16 protein-coding genes, 3 tRNA genes and 1 pseudogene are annotated in these 16,850 nt (G+C 73.6%); 10 read left to right on the top strand and 10 right to left on the bottom strand.

Translation table 11 applies throughout. The annotated features are described in order from the left end of the window. Nucleotides 1-23: 23 nt before the first annotated feature. From H5397_RS00725 to H5397_RS00740, 4 genes and pseudogenes are all read left to right on the top strand, one after another. A pseudogene (locus H5397_RS00725) lies at nucleotides 24-902 on the top strand (phosphoribosylaminoimidazolesuccinocarboxamide synthase); the annotation flags it as partial. Nucleotides 903-1,023: 121 nt separating this feature from the next. Further along, nucleotides 1,024-1,653 (top strand): phosphoribosylformylglycinamidine synthase subunit PurQ, encoded by a 630-nt coding sequence (locus H5397_RS00730; protein ID WP_220491867.1) that lies wholly within the window; start codon nucleotides 1,024-1,026, stop codon nucleotides 1,651-1,653. A 49-nt stretch (nucleotides 1,654-1,702) separates the two neighbouring features. After that, nucleotides 1,703-2,017, top strand: a complete 315-nt coding sequence (locus tag H5397_RS00735; RefSeq protein WP_182814396.1) for a hypothetical protein — start codon at nucleotides 1,703-1,705, stop codon at nucleotides 2,015-2,017. Next, entirely contained in the window at nucleotides 2,014-2,901 is an 888-nt protein-coding gene (locus H5397_RS00740) for a phosphotransferase (RefSeq protein WP_182814397.1), read from the top strand. The genes H5397_RS00735 and H5397_RS00740 overlap by 4 nt, the downstream gene beginning before the upstream one ends. A gap of 6 nt (nucleotides 2,902-2,907) precedes the next feature. On the opposite strand, the gene H5397_RS00745 is transcribed toward H5397_RS00740, so the two are convergent. Continuing rightward, on the bottom strand, nucleotides 2,908-3,831 hold the full coding sequence (locus H5397_RS00745; protein WP_182814398.1) for an N-acetylglucosamine kinase: 924 nt from the start codon (nucleotides 3,829-3,831) through the stop codon (nucleotides 2,908-2,910). 80 nt (nucleotides 3,832-3,911) lie between these two features. On the opposite strand from H5397_RS00745, the gene H5397_RS00750 reads away from it, so the two are divergent. The 6 genes from H5397_RS00750 to H5397_RS00775 all read left to right on the top strand — a co-directional run bounded on the left by H5397_RS00750 (nucleotide 3,912) and on the right by H5397_RS00775 (nucleotide 9,950). Beyond that, nucleotides 3,912-5,426 (top strand): AIR synthase related protein, encoded by a 1,515-nt coding sequence (locus tag H5397_RS00750; RefSeq protein WP_182814399.1) that lies wholly within the window; start codon nucleotides 3,912-3,914, stop codon nucleotides 5,424-5,426. Further along, complete coding sequence (locus H5397_RS00755; protein ID WP_182814400.1) at nucleotides 5,426-5,944, top strand: DUF4870 domain-containing protein; 519 nt, start codon at nucleotides 5,426-5,428, stop codon at nucleotides 5,942-5,944. Before H5397_RS00750 ends, H5397_RS00755 begins: the two co-directional genes overlap by 1 nt. Nucleotides 5,945-5,996: 52 nt before the next feature. Continuing rightward, a complete protein-coding gene (gene purF / locus H5397_RS00760) occupies nucleotides 5,997-7,466 on the top strand; it encodes an amidophosphoribosyltransferase (RefSeq protein ID WP_182814401.1) in 1,470 nt (489 codons plus the stop codon). Beyond that, nucleotides 7,459-8,520: a phosphoribosylformylglycinamidine cyclo-ligase gene (gene purM / locus H5397_RS00765; protein ID WP_182814402.1), complete on the top strand. Its 1,062-nt coding sequence runs from the start codon at nucleotides 7,459-7,461 to the stop codon at nucleotides 8,518-8,520. The genes purF and purM overlap by 8 nt, the downstream gene beginning before the upstream one ends. Before the next feature lie 148 nt (nucleotides 8,521-8,668). Continuing rightward, the gene (locus H5397_RS00770) at nucleotides 8,669-8,902 is read left to right on the top strand and encodes a DUF3073 domain-containing protein (RefSeq protein ID WP_182814403.1); all 234 of its coding nucleotides are present in this window, start codon (nucleotides 8,669-8,671) and stop codon (nucleotides 8,900-8,902) included. 43 nt (nucleotides 8,903-8,945) lie between these two features. Then, nucleotides 8,946-9,950 (top strand): alpha/beta hydrolase, encoded by a 1,005-nt coding sequence (locus tag H5397_RS00775; protein ID WP_182814404.1) that lies wholly within the window; start codon nucleotides 8,946-8,948, stop codon nucleotides 9,948-9,950. Between the two features lie 12 nt (nucleotides 9,951-9,962). Here the strand turns inward: H5397_RS00775 and H5397_RS00780 are convergent, their stop codons facing one another. The 9 genes from H5397_RS00780 to xseA form a co-directional block, all read right to left on the bottom strand. Next, nucleotides 9,963-12,383, bottom strand: coding sequence for an alpha-amylase family glycosyl hydrolase (locus H5397_RS00780; RefSeq protein WP_182814405.1), 2,421 nt, complete (start codon nucleotides 12,381-12,383; stop codon nucleotides 9,963-9,965). Nucleotides 12,384-12,429: 46 nt separating this feature from the next. Beyond that, nucleotides 12,430-13,167 (bottom strand): fructosamine kinase family protein, encoded by a 738-nt coding sequence (locus tag H5397_RS00785; protein ID WP_182814406.1) that lies wholly within the window; start codon nucleotides 13,165-13,167, stop codon nucleotides 12,430-12,432. Nucleotides 13,168-13,251: 84 nt separating this feature from the next. Beyond that, nucleotides 13,252-13,328: transfer RNA gene (locus H5397_RS00790), tRNA-Phe, on the bottom strand. An 18-nt stretch (nucleotides 13,329-13,346) separates the two neighbouring features. Next, nucleotides 13,347-13,420: transfer RNA gene (locus H5397_RS00795), tRNA-Asp, on the bottom strand. A gap of 163 nt (nucleotides 13,421-13,583) precedes the next feature. Next, nucleotides 13,584-13,656: transfer RNA gene (locus H5397_RS00800), tRNA-Glu, on the bottom strand. Nucleotides 13,657-13,719: 63 nt separating this feature from the next. Continuing rightward, nucleotides 13,720-14,304, bottom strand: a complete 585-nt coding sequence (locus H5397_RS00805) for an NAD(P)H-dependent oxidoreductase (protein WP_309224237.1) — start codon at nucleotides 14,302-14,304, stop codon at nucleotides 13,720-13,722. A gap of 77 nt (nucleotides 14,305-14,381) precedes the next feature. Then, entirely contained in the window at nucleotides 14,382-15,344 is a 963-nt protein-coding gene (locus H5397_RS00810; protein ID WP_182814408.1) for an AEC family transporter, read from the bottom strand. Nucleotides 15,345-15,362: 18 nt separating this feature from the next. Then, complete coding sequence (locus H5397_RS00815; RefSeq protein ID WP_182814409.1) at nucleotides 15,363-15,563, bottom strand: exodeoxyribonuclease VII small subunit; 201 nt, start codon at nucleotides 15,561-15,563, stop codon at nucleotides 15,363-15,365. Beyond that, nucleotides 15,560-16,798, bottom strand: coding sequence for an exodeoxyribonuclease VII large subunit (gene xseA / locus H5397_RS00820; protein ID WP_255438485.1), 1,239 nt, complete (start codon nucleotides 16,796-16,798; stop codon nucleotides 15,560-15,562). The genes H5397_RS00815 and xseA overlap by 4 nt, the downstream gene beginning before the upstream one ends. Between the last annotated feature and the right edge of the window lie 52 nt (nucleotides 16,799-16,850).

Consider the following 16,850-nt stretch of genomic DNA (forward strand, 5'->3'; position numbering starts at 1 on the left):
CCGGGGCTAGGATCGCGGCCGTGATGGACGACTACGGACTCGAGCTCCCCCTCGTGCACGCCGGCAAGGTGCGACGCCTCTACGCGCTGCCCGACGCCCCCGACACCGGCGACGGCCGAGCGCCGGGCCGGTTCCTCATGGTGGCCACTGACGCGATCTCGGCGTTCGACCACGTCCTGACCTCCACGATCCCCGACAAGGGCGCGGTCCTGACCCGGCTGAGCCTGTGGTGGTTCGACCAGCTGGCCGGCATCATCCCCAACCACGTCGTCAGCGCCGACGTGCCCGGGCCCGTGACCGGCCGCGCGATCATCACCGAGCGCCTCGACATGGTGCCGGTCGAGTGCGTCGTGCGCGGCTACCTGACCGGGTCGGGCTGGGCCGAGTACCAGGCCGGCGGCACCGTGACCGGCATCGAGCTGCCCGCCGGCCTGCGTGACGGCGACCGCCTGCCCGAGCCGATCTTCACCCCCGCCATCAAGGCCGCCGTGGGCGAGCACGACGAGAACGTGCCGTTCGAGCGCATCGTCGAGCTGCACGGGGCCGAGCAGGCCGAGGAGCTCCGCGAGGCGTCCCTGCGGGTCTACGCCCACGCCGAGCAGGTGGCCCGCGAGCGCGGCGTCATCCTGGCCGACACCAAGTTCGAGTTCGGACGCCGCCCCGACGGCACCCTCGTGCTCGCCGACGAGGTGCTCACGCCCGACTCGTCCCGGTTCTGGGACGCCCAGCAGTGGGAGCCGGGCGGGGTCCAGCCCAGCTTCGACAAGCAGTTCGTCCGCGACTGGCTGGCCCACGAGTCCGGCTGGGAGCGCTCCTCCGACACCCCGCCGCCCCCGCTGCCGGCATCCGTCGTCGCCGCCACGCGGGACCGCTACGTCGAGGCCTACACGCGCCTGACGGGGCTGCCGTTCAACTGAGCGACCCCGCCGGGTATGCCGTTTCCCGGCAGATACCGTTGTGGCGGTAGGATTCCCCCATGGCGCGAGTGACCGTGGGCGTGACGCCGCCGCTGGGGCAGCGGTGATGCGCATCGGCGTGGTCGGCGTCCAGGGTGCCCCGTACGACGACGTCCTGAACGCCGTCCGCCTGGGTGGAGCGCTCGCCGTGGAGCTGGGCCCCCACCCGCACGACCTCTCCGGGGCCGACGCCCTCGTGCTCACCGACACCGTCGACACCCTCTCCGAGGCCATCGTCCACGCCGCCCAGCGTGGCCTGCCGGTGCTCGGCATCGGGCGCGGCTTCGGCGCCCTGTGCGCCGCGGGGCTGTTGCCCGGATCCCTGCTCGGCAACGACCGGCGCACGTTCGTCTGCCGCGAGCAGCGCGTGCGGGTCGAGTCCCGCGACACCGTCTGGACCTGCGCGATGGACGAGGGGCAGAACCTCGACCTCGTGCTCACCGGCGGTGGCCTCGGCTTCGGGGTCGAGCCCGACGTGGCCGCCCGGCTCGAGACCAACCGGCAGGTCGTGCTGCGCTACGTCGACGTCAACCCCGACGGGTCCGTGCACGACATCGCCGGCATCACCAACGAGAGCGGCACGGTCGTGGGCGTGCTCGTCCGGCCCGAGTACGCGGTCGAGGCCCTGACGGGGCCGTCCGAGGACGGGCTGCTCTTCCTGGGCAGCGTGCTCAGCTACCTGCGCGCCGCGGCCTGAGCCCATCCCGCCGCCGGGCCGGGCTTCCCTGCCCGCCGCAATGTGTTCGATGAGAACATTCACATTCGACGGTCACGACAGCCCCGTCGTCGTGCTCGACGAGGCGACCACCGGGCTCGACCCGGCGGCCGCGGCCGAGGTCCTGCGGGCCATCGAGAAGCTGTGCGAGGGCCGCACGACCCTGGCCGTCACCCACGACGTCCAGGTGGCCCTGACCGCCGACCGGATCGCCTGGATCGAGGACGGCAAGCTCCTCTTCACCGACGCCCCGGCCCGACTGCTGGCCCGCCACGAGGCCTTCCGCGCGTGGGTTGCGGCCGCCGAGGGCGACCGCGAGGGCGTCCGGGTGGGGGTGTCGTCGTGAGCGAACTGGCCGACGTCCTCGACCGGCTGCTGGACGCCGACGAGCTGGGTTCCCTCGTGGGCCGGCCCGCCCGCGCGGCGTCCGTGCGGGCGAAGCCCGGCGCCCTGCTCGTGCTCGGCCTGGCCGACCCGGCCACCGGACGCCCCACCGGCTGGGCGCGCGTGCTGTGGCCCGCGGCGTCCGACAAGGCGGCCAAGACCGCGGAGCGCGCCCGTCGTCGGGGGCTGGAGGTCGTCGAGCGGTCCCTCCCCGGCGGGCTGGTGCTCCAGTCCGGCGGCATCGGCACCGACCCCGGGCTGGCCAACCCCCTGCGCGCGGCCCGTCCGAAGCGCCTGCGCGAGCTGGTCGACCGACCCGAGGCCGTGCTGCGGTACAACCCCCTGCGCCGGGTGCTGGTGCGCGACCGCGACGCGGTGGTCCGGGTGGGCGCGCACCCCGACCCGCTTCGCGAACGCCTGCTGGGGCGTCTCGCCGCGCTGGGCGTGCCGGTGCCCGAGGTACTCGACGCCGGCGGGCAGGAGCACGTGTCGTCGCGTCGGTTCTTCGGCGACACCGACCTGGCCAGAACCCCGAGTGATGAGGGCGTGCGCTGGGCGGGGGCTGCCCTCGCGCGGCTCCACGCCACGACGGGCGACGTCCTGGGTGACGCCGACCTGGCCGCGGACCTGGGGCGGCGCACGCCCCCCGCGTGCGTGCCCACCACCGTGCTGCGCGACCTCGACCCGGCGCTCGCCGACCGGCTGGACGCCCTGGCCGCCCGCGTCGCCGACCGCGGGCTCGACGGCCCGCGCGTCCTCCTGCACGGTGACGCCTCGGCGGCCCAGGTGCTGGTGGACTCGGGGTGGCTCGACGCCTGGGTGGGGGAGACCCTCGGCGCCGCGTGATCGAGCTCAGCGCTCGGCGGCGGTCAGGCGGCTGGAGAGCGGGTGCGCCGGGTCGAGCGCGTGCAGGGCCGCGGCCCCGTCGACCGGACCGCCGGCCGGCTCGCACAGCGCGAAGCTCGGCCACTGCAGCGTGAGGTAGTCGGTGAACCGGCGCAGCACGCGCTCGTGGCGGAACACCGAGCCGACCGCCGCGACCCGCGGCGGCTGCGGCCCGCTGAGGTGGACCCGCCGGATCGCCGCCTGCACCGCCTCCGACAGGTGGGCGGCGGCCTTGTCGAGGATGTTGCCGGCCACGCGGTCGGACGCCGACAGCTCGGCCACGACGTCGGCGAACCGCGCGATCCGGGCGACCCGGTCGGGGGCGGCCTGCAGGTCGAGGTAGGCCGACTCGAGCTCGGGGAACACCTCGCGCATCGCCGCGGTCAGCGCCGTCATCTGGCGGCGTCCGTCGTGGCCGCGCAGGGCGGCCTCCAGCCCGGTCCGCCCGATCCAGTAGGCCGAGCCGGCATCGCCGAGGAGATGACCCCACCCGTCGACGCGTGCGGTGTCGCGCGGGCCGACGGCCAGGCAGATGGTGCCGGTGTTGGCCGAGATCACGCAGCCCTCGCCGTCGCCGATCGCGCCCAGGTAGTTGGTGACCGAGTCGTGGGCGAGCACGACGCGCCGCACGGGCGTGCCCGCAAGCAGGGGGAGCAGGTCGTGCGCGGTCTCGCGGCCCAGGCCGCTCGCGCCGAGGGTGACGGTGTGCACCTCGAGGTCGGTGTTCTCGTCGAGGAAACGCCGGATCGAGTGGGCCCACTGCTCGGGCAGGGGCCGGTCGGTCTCGATGCCGGGCAGGCTCAGGGAGCGGGGCTCGACCCCGCCGTACGTGGTCAGGCGGGTGGCGGACTGGCCCGCGTGGGCCGCGAGTCGGACGAGTTTCTCGGGCACGGGAACCCCCCCATCGACAACGGGCGGCGTCGTGGTGACGCCGGTGCCCCCACCCTAGCGCGCAGGGTAGATTGGCGCCCGTGGCCGACACCGATGAGAACGCACCCGCCGGGGGTGGGCGGGGCGCCGTGGTGGACGTCGGTGACGGGCTCGCCGTCGCCTTCGCGATCGCCGCGCACGACCCCGTAGCCGCACCGGGCGCGGACACCGCGGTGGCCACCGTCGCCGCCGACCTGCGCGCGGCCGGTGCCGAACCGCTGGCCGTCCTCGACGCCGTCCACCTCGGCCCGTGGGACGCCGACGCCACCGTCGACCTCCTCCCGCGCCTCGTCGCCGGGCTGGCCGCCGACGCGCGCCGCCTCGACCTGCCGGGCCTGGGCGGCCTGCTCGTGGCCGACGAGGTCTACGCCGACGCCCCGCTGGCCCACGCGGTCGCGGTCGGTGTCGTGGACCCCGAGGCGACCACCACCCCGCCCGCCGCGCCTCCGGCAGCAGGCGCGATGCCCCCGCCCGCCCGTCCGGGCTGGATCGACCGGGTGAACGCCGACCGCGCCGAGGACCTGCCGCGCGCGACCACGGGCGACGGGCTGGGCGAGCAGGTGCTGCGCCTGGCCGGCTCGCCCGCGCTGGCCGACCGGGCCTGGGCCTCCGAGCAGTACGACCGGTACGTCCGCGGCGACACGGTGCTGTCCGCCCCCGAGGGCGTCGGCCTGGTGCGCCTGGACGCCGGGACGGGGCGCGGTGCCGCGCTCGCCGTGACCGGCAACCCCCGCTTCGCCCTGCTCAACCCGTACCTGGGTGCCCAGCTCGCCCTCGCCGAGGGCGTGCGCCGGGTGGCCGCCGCCGGGGCCGAGCCCCGGGGCGCGCTCGCCTGCCTCGACGCCGGCCACGCGGACGCCCCGGCCGCGGCCTGGCAGCGCGACGAGATGCGCCTCGGGCTGGTCGACGCCGCCGACCGCCTGGGCCTCACCCTGCCGGCCGCGTGCGGCCGCCTGCACGACCGCGCGGGGGGCGCCGCCCTGCACCCCACGCCGGTGGTCGCCACGCTCGGCACCCTCGACGACGTCGCCACCCGGACGCCCGGGGGCTTCGCGCACCCCGGCGACGCCGTGGTGCTGCTCGGCCGCACCGGGGCGGAGCTGTCCGGGTCGGCGTGGGCCGGCGCCGTGCACGGGCACCTGGGCGGCATGCCCCCGTTCCCCGACCCGGCCGCCGAGGCCGCCCTCGCGGGCGTCCTGGTCGACGCGGCCCGTGCGGGCATCCTCAGCTCGGCCCGCGCCCTGGCCGCCGGCGGGCTCGCGCAGACGCTGGTCGAGGCCGCCCTGCGCCACGACCTCGGGGTGTCGCTGACCCTGCCCGAGGGCGACCCCACGGTGACGCTGTTCGCCGAGTCCCCGGCGCGGGCGCTCGTGTCGGTCTCGGGGCAGCACTACGACGCGCTGCGCCGCTCCTGCGCCGCGGCCGGCGTGCCCGTCACGCGCCTGGGTGAGGTGCTCGAGCAGCCCGCCCTCGAGGTGCTCGGCCAGTTCACCCTCGGCCTGGCCGACCTCCGCGCCGCCTGGGGCACGCCGCTGCGCGCCGCGATGGAGGGCTGATGGACCAGCAGCCGCCCCCGCGGTGGGACCCGCCCTCCGCGTGGGATCCACCCACGGCCTGGAAACGGCCGGTCGAGCCGCAGGCGGCACCGAGCCCGGGGCCCACCCAGCCGGCCTCCCCGCCGGCGTACGGCTGGCCCGCGCCCGCGGCGTCCGAACTGCCCGTCTGGTACCCGCCCCCGCCGAGCGACCCGCCCCTGGTCGGGCGGGAGCGCACCTGGGTTCCGGCGAGCCACTGGGTGGCGCTGGTGACCACCTGGCTGGGGCCGTTCGTGATCCTGATGACCGTGGGGGAGTCGCACCCCCGCGTGCGCGAGCACGCACTGGAATCGCTGAACTTCGAGATCACCTTCTGGTTCGGGATGCTGCTGGCCTCGCTCGGCACGTTCGTGCTCGTCGGCTACGTGTTCCTGGTGCTGCTGCCGATCCTGTGGGTGGTGCTGCGGGTGCTCGCCACGATCGACGCGGCCGCCGGCAAGAAGGTCCGCTATCCGCTCACCGTGCGCCTGGTGCGGTGACGTCGTGGGCATCGGGGTCCGCGGGGGTCGGGGCGGCACTAGACTCACTCCAGTGACGCGCGCCCTGCACCTGCTCGACCCGGTCGGCGACCCCAAGCCCAACGAGGAGTGCGGCGTCTTCGGCGTCTGGGCCCCCGGCGAAGAGGTCGCCAAGCTCACCTACTTCGGCCTGTTCGCGCTGCAGCACCGCGGCCAGGAGTCGGCCGGCATCTCGGTCAGCAACGGCGAACGCATCATGGTCTTCAAGGACATGGGCCTGGTCTCCCAGGTCTTCGACGAGCCCACGCTGAACTCCCTGCTCGGCCACCTGGCGATCGGGCACACGCGCTACTCGACCACCGGGGCGTCCGTCTGGAAGAACGCCCAGCCGACCTACCGCGCCACGCCCAACGGCGGGCTGGCGCTGGCGCACAACGGCAACCTGACCAATACCCCCGAGCTGGAGGCCTGGCTGCGCGAGCGCGACGCGCACGCCAAGGTCGCCAGCAAGGAATCGATGGACTCCACGAACGACACGTGGCTGGTCACCGCGCTGCTGGCGACCTTCACCGACTCGACGTGGGACGCCGCGCTCGCCGTGCTGCCCCGCCTGCAGGGCGCGTTCTGCTTCACGTTCATGGACGACAACGCCCTGTACGCCGCCCGCGACCCGCAGGGCGTGCGACCTCTGGTGCTCGGACGCCTCGAGCGCGGCTGGGTCGTCGCCTCCGAGACCGCGGCGCTGGACATCGTGGGCGCGACCTTCATCCGCGAGGTGGAGCCCGGCGAGCTGATCTGCGTCGACTCCGGCGGCCTCCGCTCGGCCCGTTTCGCCGAGGCCAACCCCAAGGGCTGCCTGTTCGAGTACGTGTACCTGGCCCGCCCCGACACCGTGATCGCCGACCGCCGCGTGCACACCACCCGTGTCGAGATCGGCCGCACGCTGGCGCTGGAGTCCCCGGTGGACGCCGACCTCGTCATCCCGACGCCCGAGTCCGGCATCCCGAGCGCGGTCGGTTACGCCGAGGCGTCCGGCATCCCCTACGGGCTGGGCCTGGTCAAGAACAGCTACGTGGGCCGCACGTTCATCCAGCCGTCGCAGACGCTGCGCCAGTTGGGTATCCGGCTGAAGCTGAACCCGATCAGAGACGTCATCGAGGGCAAGCGCCTGGTCGTCGTCGACGACTCGATCGTGCGGGGCAACACCCAGCGGGCGCTGGTGAAGATGCTGCGCGAGGCGGGCGCCGCCGAGGTGCATGTCCGGATCGCCTCCCCGCCCGTGGAGTGGCCCTGCTTCTACGGCATCGACTTCGCCACGCGCGCCGAGCTCATCGCGCCCGGCATGAACGTCGACGAGATCTGCCGTTCCATCGGCGCCGACTCCCTGGCCTACATCTCGCTGGAGGGGCTGGTCGCCTCCACCGGGCTGCCGAAGAAGCGGTTGTGCCGGGCGTGCTTCGACGGCCACTACCCGATCCCCGTGCCGCCCCGCGCGGCGGAGCAGATGCGCCTGATCGCGCAGGAAGGTGACGACGATGACTGAGGCCCGGAGCGCCTACGCCGCCGCCGGTGTCGACATCGAGGCCGGTGACCGCGCCGTCGAGCTGATGAAGGCCCACGTCGCGCGCACCCACCGCCCCGAGGTGCTGGGCGGGCTGGGCGGCTTCGCCGGGTTCTTCGACGCGTCGGCGTTCAAGGCCTACGACCACCCCGTGCTGGCCACCTCCACCGACGGCGTCGGCACGAAGGTCGCCATCGCGCAGGCCCTCGACAAGCACGACACCATCGGCTTCGACCTGATCGGCATGCTCGTCGACGACCTCGTCGTCGTGGGCGCCGAGCCGCTGTTCGTCACCGACTACATCGCCTGCGGCAAGGTGGTCCCCGAGCGGATCGCCGACATCGTCAAGGGCATCGCCGCCGCCTGCGAGGTCGCCGGCGCCGCGCTGCTGGGCGGTGAGACCGCCGAGCACCCCGGCCTGCTGGAGGCCGACGAGTACGACATCGCCGGCGCCACCACGGGCGTCGTGGAGCGCTCGAAGATCCTCGGGCCGGACCGCGTCCGGGCCGGCGACGTGGTCGTCGCGCTGGCGTCCTCGGGCCTGCACTCCAACGGCTACTCGCTGGTGCGCCACGTGCTGCTCAACCAGGCCGGCTGGGCGCTGGACCGCGACGTCCCCGAACTCGGCACAAGGCTGGGGGAGACCCTGCTCACGCCGACGCAGGTCTACGCGCGCGACATCCTCGCGCTCGTCGACGCCGCCGAGGTGCACGCGATCAGCCACGTCACCGGCGGCGGCCTGGCCAACAACCTGGCCCGGGTGCTGCCCGCCGGCGTCGCCGCGACCCTGCGTCGCGACAGCTGGACGCCGCCCGCGATCTTCTCCCTGGTGCAGCAGGTCGGCAAGGTGAGCCAGCCCGACATCGAGGCGACCCTCAACATGGGCGTCGGCATGGCGTTGGTGGCCCCCGCCGAGTCCGTCGACCAGCTGGTGCGCACGGCGTCCGAGCGTGGGCTGGAGGCCTGGGTGCTCGGGGAGACGCAGGCCGTCGAGGGCCCGGCACGGGTCGAGATGGCGGGGGAGCACGCGGGCTGAGCCGCACCCCCTGACACGCGCAGCCGGTTGCCGCGCGTGTGTACGGACCTGCTTTGTCCCGCCCCGGAACTCGGGTACCATCGGCCTCACGACAGACACATCCTCACGCGGCTAGACCGCCAGAAATGCTAAGGGGGTCGACCCGGACATGGGGCGCGGCCGTGCAAAGGCGAAGCAGACCAAGGTCGCTCGCGATCTCAAGTACCGTACCTTCGACACGGACTTCTCTTCTCTCGAACGCGAACTCCGGGGCGGTCAGTCGTCCTGGACCGAGTCGCCGGCCGAGGAGGAGACCGACGAGTACGAAGACCCGTACGCGGAGGATGACGAAGACGACGACGAGGGCGATGACTACGTCGAGCAGGGCCGCAACTACGGCTGAGCCCGCTCCCGACGAGGTGCTCTCCCTTCCACCCGAAGTACCGGTGCCCGACGAGGTGCCGCAGGGCTGGCGTCCCGACACGCTGCTGGACGGCTTCGAGAGCCTCACGCTGACGCTCGAGACCGAGTCCCTGCCCGACGAGGGTGACGAACCCCTGTGCGCGACGCTCGTGCGTCGCGTCGACCCCCGCCTCCGCACGGCGACGCGCGCCGTCGTGCACGTGCACGGGTGGAACGACTACTTCTTCCACCCCCACGTGGCGGACTTCTGGGAGGACCAGGGCTTCGCCTTCCACGCCCTCGACCTGCGCCGCTACGGTCGCAGCCTGCGGCCCGGCCAGCTGCGCGGCTACATCGCCGACCTCGACGACTACGCCGAGGAGCTCGACGCCGCCCTCGCGGTGGTGCGGGAGTCCCACGACAGCGTGCTGCTGACCGGGCACTCGACGGGCGGGCTGACGGTGTCGCTGTACGCGAGCCAACGCCCCGGCGCGCTGGCCGGGCTGGTGCTCAACTCGCCGTGGCTCGACATGTGGGGCCCGCCCGCGGTCACCTCGATGCTCAAGCCGCTGCTGCGCGAGTGGAGCAAGCGGGCGCCGACGTCGGTGTTCCCGGTGCCCGAGTCGGAGGAGAACGTCTACGCCCGCGCCATGCACGCCTCGCACGGCGGCGAGTGGGACTACTCCTTCGACCTCAAGACCGAGGCGGCCGAGCCGATCCGGGTCGGCTGGTTCCGGGCGATCCTGCAGGGCCACGCCCGCGTGGCGCGCGGCCTCGACATCGACTGCCCCGTGCTGGTCACCACCTCGGGCAGGACGCTGTGGCTGCGCCGCTACAGCGACGAGGCCCGCGAGGCCGACATCGTGCTCGACGTGAACCGCATCAACGCCGTCGCGTGGCGGCTGGGGCCGCTGGTGACGACCGCCCGCATCGAGGGCGGCACCCACGACCTGGCGCTCTCGCCGCTCGACGCGCGGAGGCGCTGGTTCGAGGCCATCGCGACGTGGGTGCGCGCGTACGCGCCCCCACCGCTGCCGCTCGAGGACTGACCAGCCGGGCGGTCAGCCCGTGACCACCCACGTGGACGCCGCCGCGCGCCGGCCAGCGAGGTCGTGCACGACCGCGCGGTACTCCAGCACCGCACCCGGCCCGAGCTCACGGGTGTCGTGGAACACCCGGAAGTCGGGGTTGTCGTCGGTGCCCAGCGGCTGCCAGTCGGCCACCCCGAGCGGGCGCACCCAGAAGCTCACCTCGGTGAACCCGGACGCCTCGACGGCGGCCTCGAGCTCCACCCGACCCTTCACCTCGGACCCCGCGGCGAGGTCGAGGCCGACGGTGGGGGCGGCGTCCGGCTGCGGCATGGGGGCGGTGCCCCGCAGCACGACCGCCGACAGCGGCGGGACCGGGAACACCAGCGCCCCGTCGGCCGCCGCGGTGGTCCCGGGGCCGCCTGGGGTGTCGCCGACGGCGAGCGACTCGAACGCCACGCCGGGCGACCAGGTCGTGACCTTGGCCTCGCGCTCCATGACCGAGTTGTTGAGCGCGACCACGTACTCGGTGCCGGTGGCCCGGTCGATGCGGGAGAACGCCAGCACGCCCGGGCCCGAGCCCGCCTCCCGCGTGATCTGGGCACCGTCGGCGAGCGCGGGGTGCTCCTCGCGCAGCGCCGCGAGCGCGGCGAGGCGGCGGTACAGCGGGTGGTCGATGTCGTAGCGGTCGCGCGCGCCCGGCTCGGCGCCGACGACCTGCTCCTGCGCGTACTGCTCCACCTGGGTGGCGAACAGGCTCTGCCGGGCGTCCTGGTCGCCGCCGCTGCCGACGAGGCCCTGCTCGTCGCCGTAGTAGACCACCGGCTGGCCGCGGGACAGGAACATCAGGTCGTGCGCCAGCGCGGTGCGGGCCAGCAGTTCGTCGCCCTCGACGGCGCCGCGGAGCATCCCGGCGACCCGGCCCATGTCGTGGTTCCCAACGAAGGTCGGCAGCTGGTAGGCGTTGCTGTCGGCGTCGGTGTAGCGGTCGTCCTCGGCCCAGACCGCCGCCATCTCCTGGGTGCCGGTGCCGCGGGCGAACTTCAGCGCCCCCTCCTGGAAGCCAAAGTCGAGCGCCGCCGGGAGCTTGCCCGTCGTCGTGTAGCGGCTGGTCAGGGTCGCGTCGGTGGAGTAGACCTCGCCGAACATGAAGAAGTCGTCGTTGCCGGCCTCTGCCGCCGCGGTGCGCATGCGCTCGGCGAAGACCTGCCAGAACTCGATGTTCACGTGCTTGACCGTGTCGATGCGGAACCCGTCGATGCCGAAACGGACCCACTCGGCGTAGACCTCGGACATGCCCTCGACCACCTCGGGGCGCTCGGTGAACAGGTCGTCCAGGCCGAAGAAGTCGCCGTACTCGTCGGACTCGCCGCTGAACGTCGAGTTGCCCCGGTTGTGGTACATCGTCGGGTCGTTCAGCCATTCCGGGGCCTTGACGGTGGCGTCCTCGGGGCGCGGGAAGACCGGGGTGTACGGGAACGACGTGGCGGCGTCCAGTGCGGGGAAGTCGGGGCTGCCAGCCAGCGCCCGGTCGTCGAACTCGTTGCCCTGCGCGTCCTTGTACGGCTCGATCGTCTTGCCGACGTAGGCGTTGCGGTCCTCGGCGCGCGCGATGACGTCGGCGGTGTGGTTGGCCACCACGTCCATGAACACCTTCATCCCGCGCGCGTGCGCGGCGTCGACCAGCTCGCGCAGCGCCTCGGTGCCGCCCAGGTGCGGGTCGACCTGCGTGAAGTCGGTGATCCAGTAGCCGTGGTAGCCCGCGCTGGCGTTGTCGCCCTCGCCCTGGACGGGCTTGTTGACCAGCGGGGGCGTGATCCAGATCGCGGTGGCGCCCAAGCCCTGCACGTAGTCGAGCTTCTCGGTCAGGCCGCGCAGGTCGCCGCCGTGGTAGTAGGCCTTGTGGGTGGGGTCGAGGCCGGTGGCCCTCCGGTCGCCGGCCAGGCCGCCGGCGTCGTTGCCCGGGTCGCCGTTCGCGAAGCGGTCGGTCATCACGAAGTAGATCCGCTCGCGGGTCAGCGCCGAGCGCAGGGACGCCTGGGCGAGGTCGGCGTCCTCGGGCAGCTCGGCGCCCGCCGGCGTCGGGGGCTCGGCCCGCACGACGTGGCCGGCGGGGTCGTAGGTGAACCGGACCTTCGCCGGGCCGGGCAGGGAGAGGGCGAGGTTGTCGCCGTCGCGGGCTCCGCGGGCGCCGTAGTTCTCCTCCCAGCCGCCGGTGCGGGTGACCTTGAACTCGTGGCCGCCGGCGGGAAGGTCGAGCTCGACGCTGTGGCGGCCATCGGTGGGGGTCATACCGGTCTCGCCGCACGAGACGTCCCACTCGGTTGCGCAGCCGACGGCGGGCTGGAAGCTGCCGACGAGCGTGAACTCCGCGGGCGGGCGCGGCTGGGTGCAGCCGGTGCTCATCACGGCCGCCGTGGCCACGAGTGCTGCGGCGAGGGCTCGGGTCTTCATGGTCCTCCTGTGGTCAGGAAGAACCATAGCGCGCGCCCGAACAGGGTCAGGGGAGGGAGAGGGCCTCGGACGCCGCGCGCTCGGCCTGGGCGACGTACCCGCCCCCGAAGAGCACGGCGTGGACCAGCAGCGGGTGCACCTGGTGCAGGGGGACCAGATCGCGCCAGCGGTCGGGCAGGTGCTCGGACGCCTCGGCGTACGCCGCCAGCACCCGGCCCAGTTGTGGGGCGCCGAACAGGGCGAGCATGGCGAGGTCGGTGATCCGGTGGCCGCCGTGCGCGGCCGGGTCGATGAGGGCCGCGCCGGTGGGCGTCCAGAGGAGGTTGCCGCTCCACAGGTCGCCGTGGATGCGCGCGGGCGGGGCGGCGTCGTCGAAGTCGCCGGCCTTGAGTCGGTCGCACAGGGCCTCGAAGACCGGGTGGCGCGCGGCGTGGAGGTAGGGGCGGATCCGGTGTCGGGCGTAGAAGGTGCCCCAGGTCGCCTCGGTGCGGAGGGGGAGCGGGGCGTCGCCGATGTAGCCGTCGGCGTCCCAGCCCGCCGGCGGGGCGCCGAACGCGGGCGCGCCCGCGTCGTGGAGGGCGGCGAGGTCGCGCCCGAACGCCTCGGCCGCCTGCAGGGTGGCGGGAGCGTGGGGGAGGCGCTCGAGCTCGATGGCGTCGTCGTCGACCGCCAGCACCCGGGCGACGCGGACCGCGCCGGCGTCCGCCAGCCACGCGAGCCCGGCGGCCTCGACGCGGAAGAAGCCTGGCGGGGCACCCCGGCGGTGCTTGCGGAGGGTCTCCATGGGGCCAGTCTGGCGCACGGTCGCGGACCCCGCCGAGTGGGGAAACGCGAAACGCGAGCCCGAGGGGCTCGCGCTTGCTGGTGTTGGTGGCCAGGACCGGGGTCGAACCGGTGACCTTCCACTTTTCAGGCGGACGCTCGTACCAACTGAGCTACCTGGCCGTGCTCTGGAAAGAGCAGCGACCCCGACGGGACTCGAACCCGCGACCTCCGCCGTGACAGGGCGGCGCGCTAACCAACTGCGCTACGGGGCCTCTTGTGAAGGCCGCTGCCCTCTCGGACAGCTTGAGAAGCATAGCGTGAAGCTCCGGGGGAGAAAAATCGAGGGGCGGCCGGGGTGGTGAGGGGCGTCCGGAACCGCCCCGGGACGGCGAACGGCCCCGGCCAGAACGTGTCTGGCCGGGGCCGTTGCCGTCGCATCCCCAACGGGATTCGAACCCGCGCTGCCGCCTTGAAAGGGCGGAGTCCTAGGCCGCTAGACGATGGGGACAGGGCTGCCCCAGCATAGGGCACGCCCGATCCCGCCCCCAATTCAGCGGCTCGCGCCGGAGGCTCAGGCGGCCTTCTTCTCGGTGGCGAACTCGCCCGCGCGGACGGCGGCCATGGCCTTGGTCCAGACGACGAGCTGGTCGAGCATGCCCAGCACCTGGCCGGGGGCACCGTCGGTCGGGGCGAAGGTGGAGAAGTTCTCGAAGTCGTGGAACAGCGAGAGGCCGGCGGCAGCGCGCACGTGGGCGACCTGCTGCTCGGACAGGATGCCGCGCAGGTGCTCGATGGCGCGGGCGCCACCGGCCGAGCCGTAGCCGACGAAGCCGGCGGCCTTGTTGTTCAGCTCGGTGTAGAGGTAGTCGAGGGCGTTCTTCAGCGAGCCGGTGAGCGAGTGGTTGTACTCGGCCACGACGAACACGTAGCCGTCGAACTCGTTGATCTTCTCGCTCCACGCCGTGGCGGCCGGGTCGTCACTGGGGCCCCAGGCCGGGGAGGTGGGGGAGTCCCACACCGGCAGGTTGAACGCGGCGGTGTCGACGACCTCGTAGGTGGCGTCGCCGCGGGCGTCCGCGAGCTCCTTGACCCACTGCGCGATCTCCAGGCTCTTGCGGGCCTCGCGGGTGGAACCGGTGATGATGGCGATCTTCACGTCTCTCCTCAATTGCTTGAAATGTCAACTAAAGACTAGCCGGGGTGGGTGCTGGAGGCAAACCGTGGCCGTGGTTGTCAGCCGAAGGCCTGGCCGAGCAGCATCCACGCCGGCACGCTCGCCAGCGCGAGCCCTGTCTGCACCGCGGTGATCGAGGCCATCAGCGGGGCGTCGCCGCCGAGGCGGCGGGCGAGCACGTACGCGCTGGAGGCGGTCGGCAGGGAGAGGAACACCAGCGCGACCACCGCGGCGTCGCCGCGCAGGCCGAACAGGTGGGTCAGGGCGATGGCGGTGGCGGGCATGACCGCGAGCCGGAGCAGCGTGGAGACCGCGATGGGGCGCGCCTGCGCGCCGCCCTCGGGACGCCGCAGCCCCGAGCCCACGCACAGCAGGCCGATCGGCAGCGCCGCCTGGCCGAGGATGCTCAGCGTGGCCGCCGCGATGCCCAGCACCGCCGCTGGCAGGGCGGCGCCCAGCACGGGGGCGGTGGGGGCGCGGAGCAGGTTCAGGCCGAGTCCGATCAGGCAGGACACCACCAGCGGGTTGGTCGCGATCGCCTTCAGCACCCCCACGCCGCGGATCTCGGCGTGCCCGTGGCGCGCCAGGACGAACGTCGACAGCACGTTGACGATGGGGACCATCACCGCGTTGGCGAAGGCCGCCAGCGCGACGCCCTGCTGCCCGAACAGGGTCGAGGCGATCACCAGGCCCACGTAGTTGTTGAACCGGATCGCGCCCTGGAACACCGAGGTGAAGGCCGGCCCGTCGTCGGTCGCCACCCGCCGCAGGAGCGTCGTGACCGTCGCCCCGACGAGGGTCGTCGCCGCGAGCACGAGCGCCATCGTGCCCACCTGCACCGAACCGAAGTCGGCCCGGGCGAGGGTGACGATGAACAGGGCGGGCAGCAGGAAGTTGTAGGTCAGGCCCTCGACGCCCACCCAGAACGGCTCACCGAAGCCGCCCTGACGGCGCAGCAGGGCGCCGAACCCGATGAGGAGCGCGGTCGGCACGAGGGCCGACGCGATGGTGACGAGGTCCATGGACGCCGTGCGCCCCGGTCAGTCGGTGGCCGGCCGGGCCGCGTCGATCTTCGCCTTCGCCCCGTCGAGCCACTGCTGGCAGATCGCCGCGAGCTTCTCGCCGCGCTCCCACAGCTCCATCGACGTGGACAGGGGCACGTTGCCCGACTCGAGCTGACGCACCACCTCGACCAGCTGGTCGCGGGCTTCTTCGTAGGAGAGCTGCTCCTCGTCGCTCATGCGTGCTCCTTGTCGTGGTCGTGCTCGTGCGGTTCGACGTCGATGACGGCGGCCGCGATGTCGCCGTCGATGAGGCGGGCGATGATCGTCTCGTCGGGCTCGACGTCGGTGATGGAGGACACCGTGCGCCCGTCGTCGGTGGTCAGGATGGCGTAGCCGCGCTGCAGGGTGGCTCGCGGCGACATTGAGCGCACGCGGAGCAGGTTCGCCTCCAGCTGGACCTGCTCCCGCTCCACGGCCTGGCGCACCCCGCGCCCCAGTCGCCCGCGGAGTTCGGCCACCCGCTCCGACGCGAGCACCACCGCGCCCGAGGGGTCACGGAGCACCGGGCGGGAGCGCACGGCGTCCAACCCCTGTTGCTCGGAGCGCACCCGCTGGGTGATCGCGGCGCGCAGCCGGTCGAGCCCGACGCCGATGATGCGGGCCTCCTCGGCCGCGTCGGGCACCACGCGCTTGGCCGCGTCGGTCGGCGTCGAGGCGCGCCAGTCGGCCACCAGGTCGAGGATCGGGGTGTCGGTCTCGTGCCCGATCGCCGACACTACCGGGGTGCGGCAGGCGAACACGGTGCGGGCGAGCCCCTCGTCGGAGAAGGGCAGCAGGTCCTCCAGCGAGCCACCGCCGCGGGCGACGATGATGACGTCGACCTCGGGCTGGGCGTCGCACCAGCGCACGGCCGCGGCCACCTGCTCGGCGGCCTGGTTGCCCTGCATCGCCGCGTAGCGCGGCACCACGACGGCGGCCGGCCAGCGGCGGCGCACGTTCTCGACGACGTCGCGCTCGGCCGCCGACTCGCGCGCGGTGACCAGCCCGATCTGCCGGGGCAGGAAGGGGAGCCGCTTCTTGAGGTCGGGGTTGAACAGGCCCTCGGCCTGCAGGGCCCGCTTGCGCTGCTCGAGGTGCGCCAGCAGCCGGCCCTCGCCGGAGGGGCGCAGGTCGCGGCAGGCGAAGCTGAGCGAGCCGTTGCCGGGGTAGAGGGTGGCCTTCACGTACGCCGCGACGAGGGTGCCCTCGGTGATCGGGCCGGCCGCATCGAGCGTCACGGTGTCGATCGTGACCGTCACGCTGACGTCGGCGAGCTTGTCGCGCAGGGTGAGGAAGTGCAGCGTGCTGCCCGCGCGCCGCTTGAGCTGGATGACCTGGCCCTCGACCCAGATCGCCCCGGTGCGCTCGACCCACTCCTTGAGCGCCCGGACCACGTCGCGCAGCGGCTGCGGCTGGTCGGGGGAGCTGGTCATCGGCACGTCTCCGAGCCTAACGGGGCTGGCCGACATTCACCGCACGGGGGAG

The organism is Propioniciclava sp. MC1683, assembly GCF_014164675.1.
Taxonomy (GTDB): Bacteria; Actinomycetota; Actinomycetes; order Propionibacteriales; family Propionibacteriaceae; genus Propioniciclava.

Coding starts and splice junctions, on each gene's coding strand:
- H5397_RS00755 (WP_182814400.1), top strand. CDS start 5,426: ATGGACCAGCAGCCGCCCCCGCGGTGGGACCCGCCCTCCGCGTGGGAT.
- H5397_RS00770 (WP_182814403.1), top strand. CDS start 8,669: ATGGGGCGCGGCCGTGCAAAGGCGAAGCAGACCAAGGTCGCTCGCGAT.
- H5397_RS00735 (WP_182814396.1), top strand. CDS start 1,703: ATGAGAACATTCACATTCGACGGTCACGACAGCCCCGTCGTCGTGCTC.
- xseA (WP_255438485.1), bottom strand. CDS start 16,798: ATGACCAGCTCCCCCGACCAGCCGCAGCCGCTGCGCGACGTGGTCCGG.
- H5397_RS00780 (WP_182814405.1), bottom strand. CDS start 12,383: ATGAAGACCCGAGCCCTCGCCGCAGCACTCGTGGCCACGGCGGCCGTG.
- purM (WP_182814402.1), top strand. CDS start 7,459: ATGACTGAGGCCCGGAGCGCCTACGCCGCCGCCGGTGTCGACATCGAG.
- H5397_RS00810 (WP_182814408.1), bottom strand. CDS start 15,344: ATGGACCTCGTCACCATCGCGTCGGCCCTCGTGCCGACCGCGCTCCTC.
- H5397_RS00785 (WP_182814406.1), bottom strand. CDS start 13,167: ATGGAGACCCTCCGCAAGCACCGCCGGGGTGCCCCGCCAGGCTTCTTC.
- H5397_RS00730 (WP_220491867.1), top strand. CDS start 1,024: ATGCGCATCGGCGTGGTCGGCGTCCAGGGTGCCCCGTACGACGACGTC.
- H5397_RS00815 (WP_182814409.1), bottom strand. CDS start 15,563: ATGAGCGACGAGGAGCAGCTCTCCTACGAAGAAGCCCGCGACCAGCTG.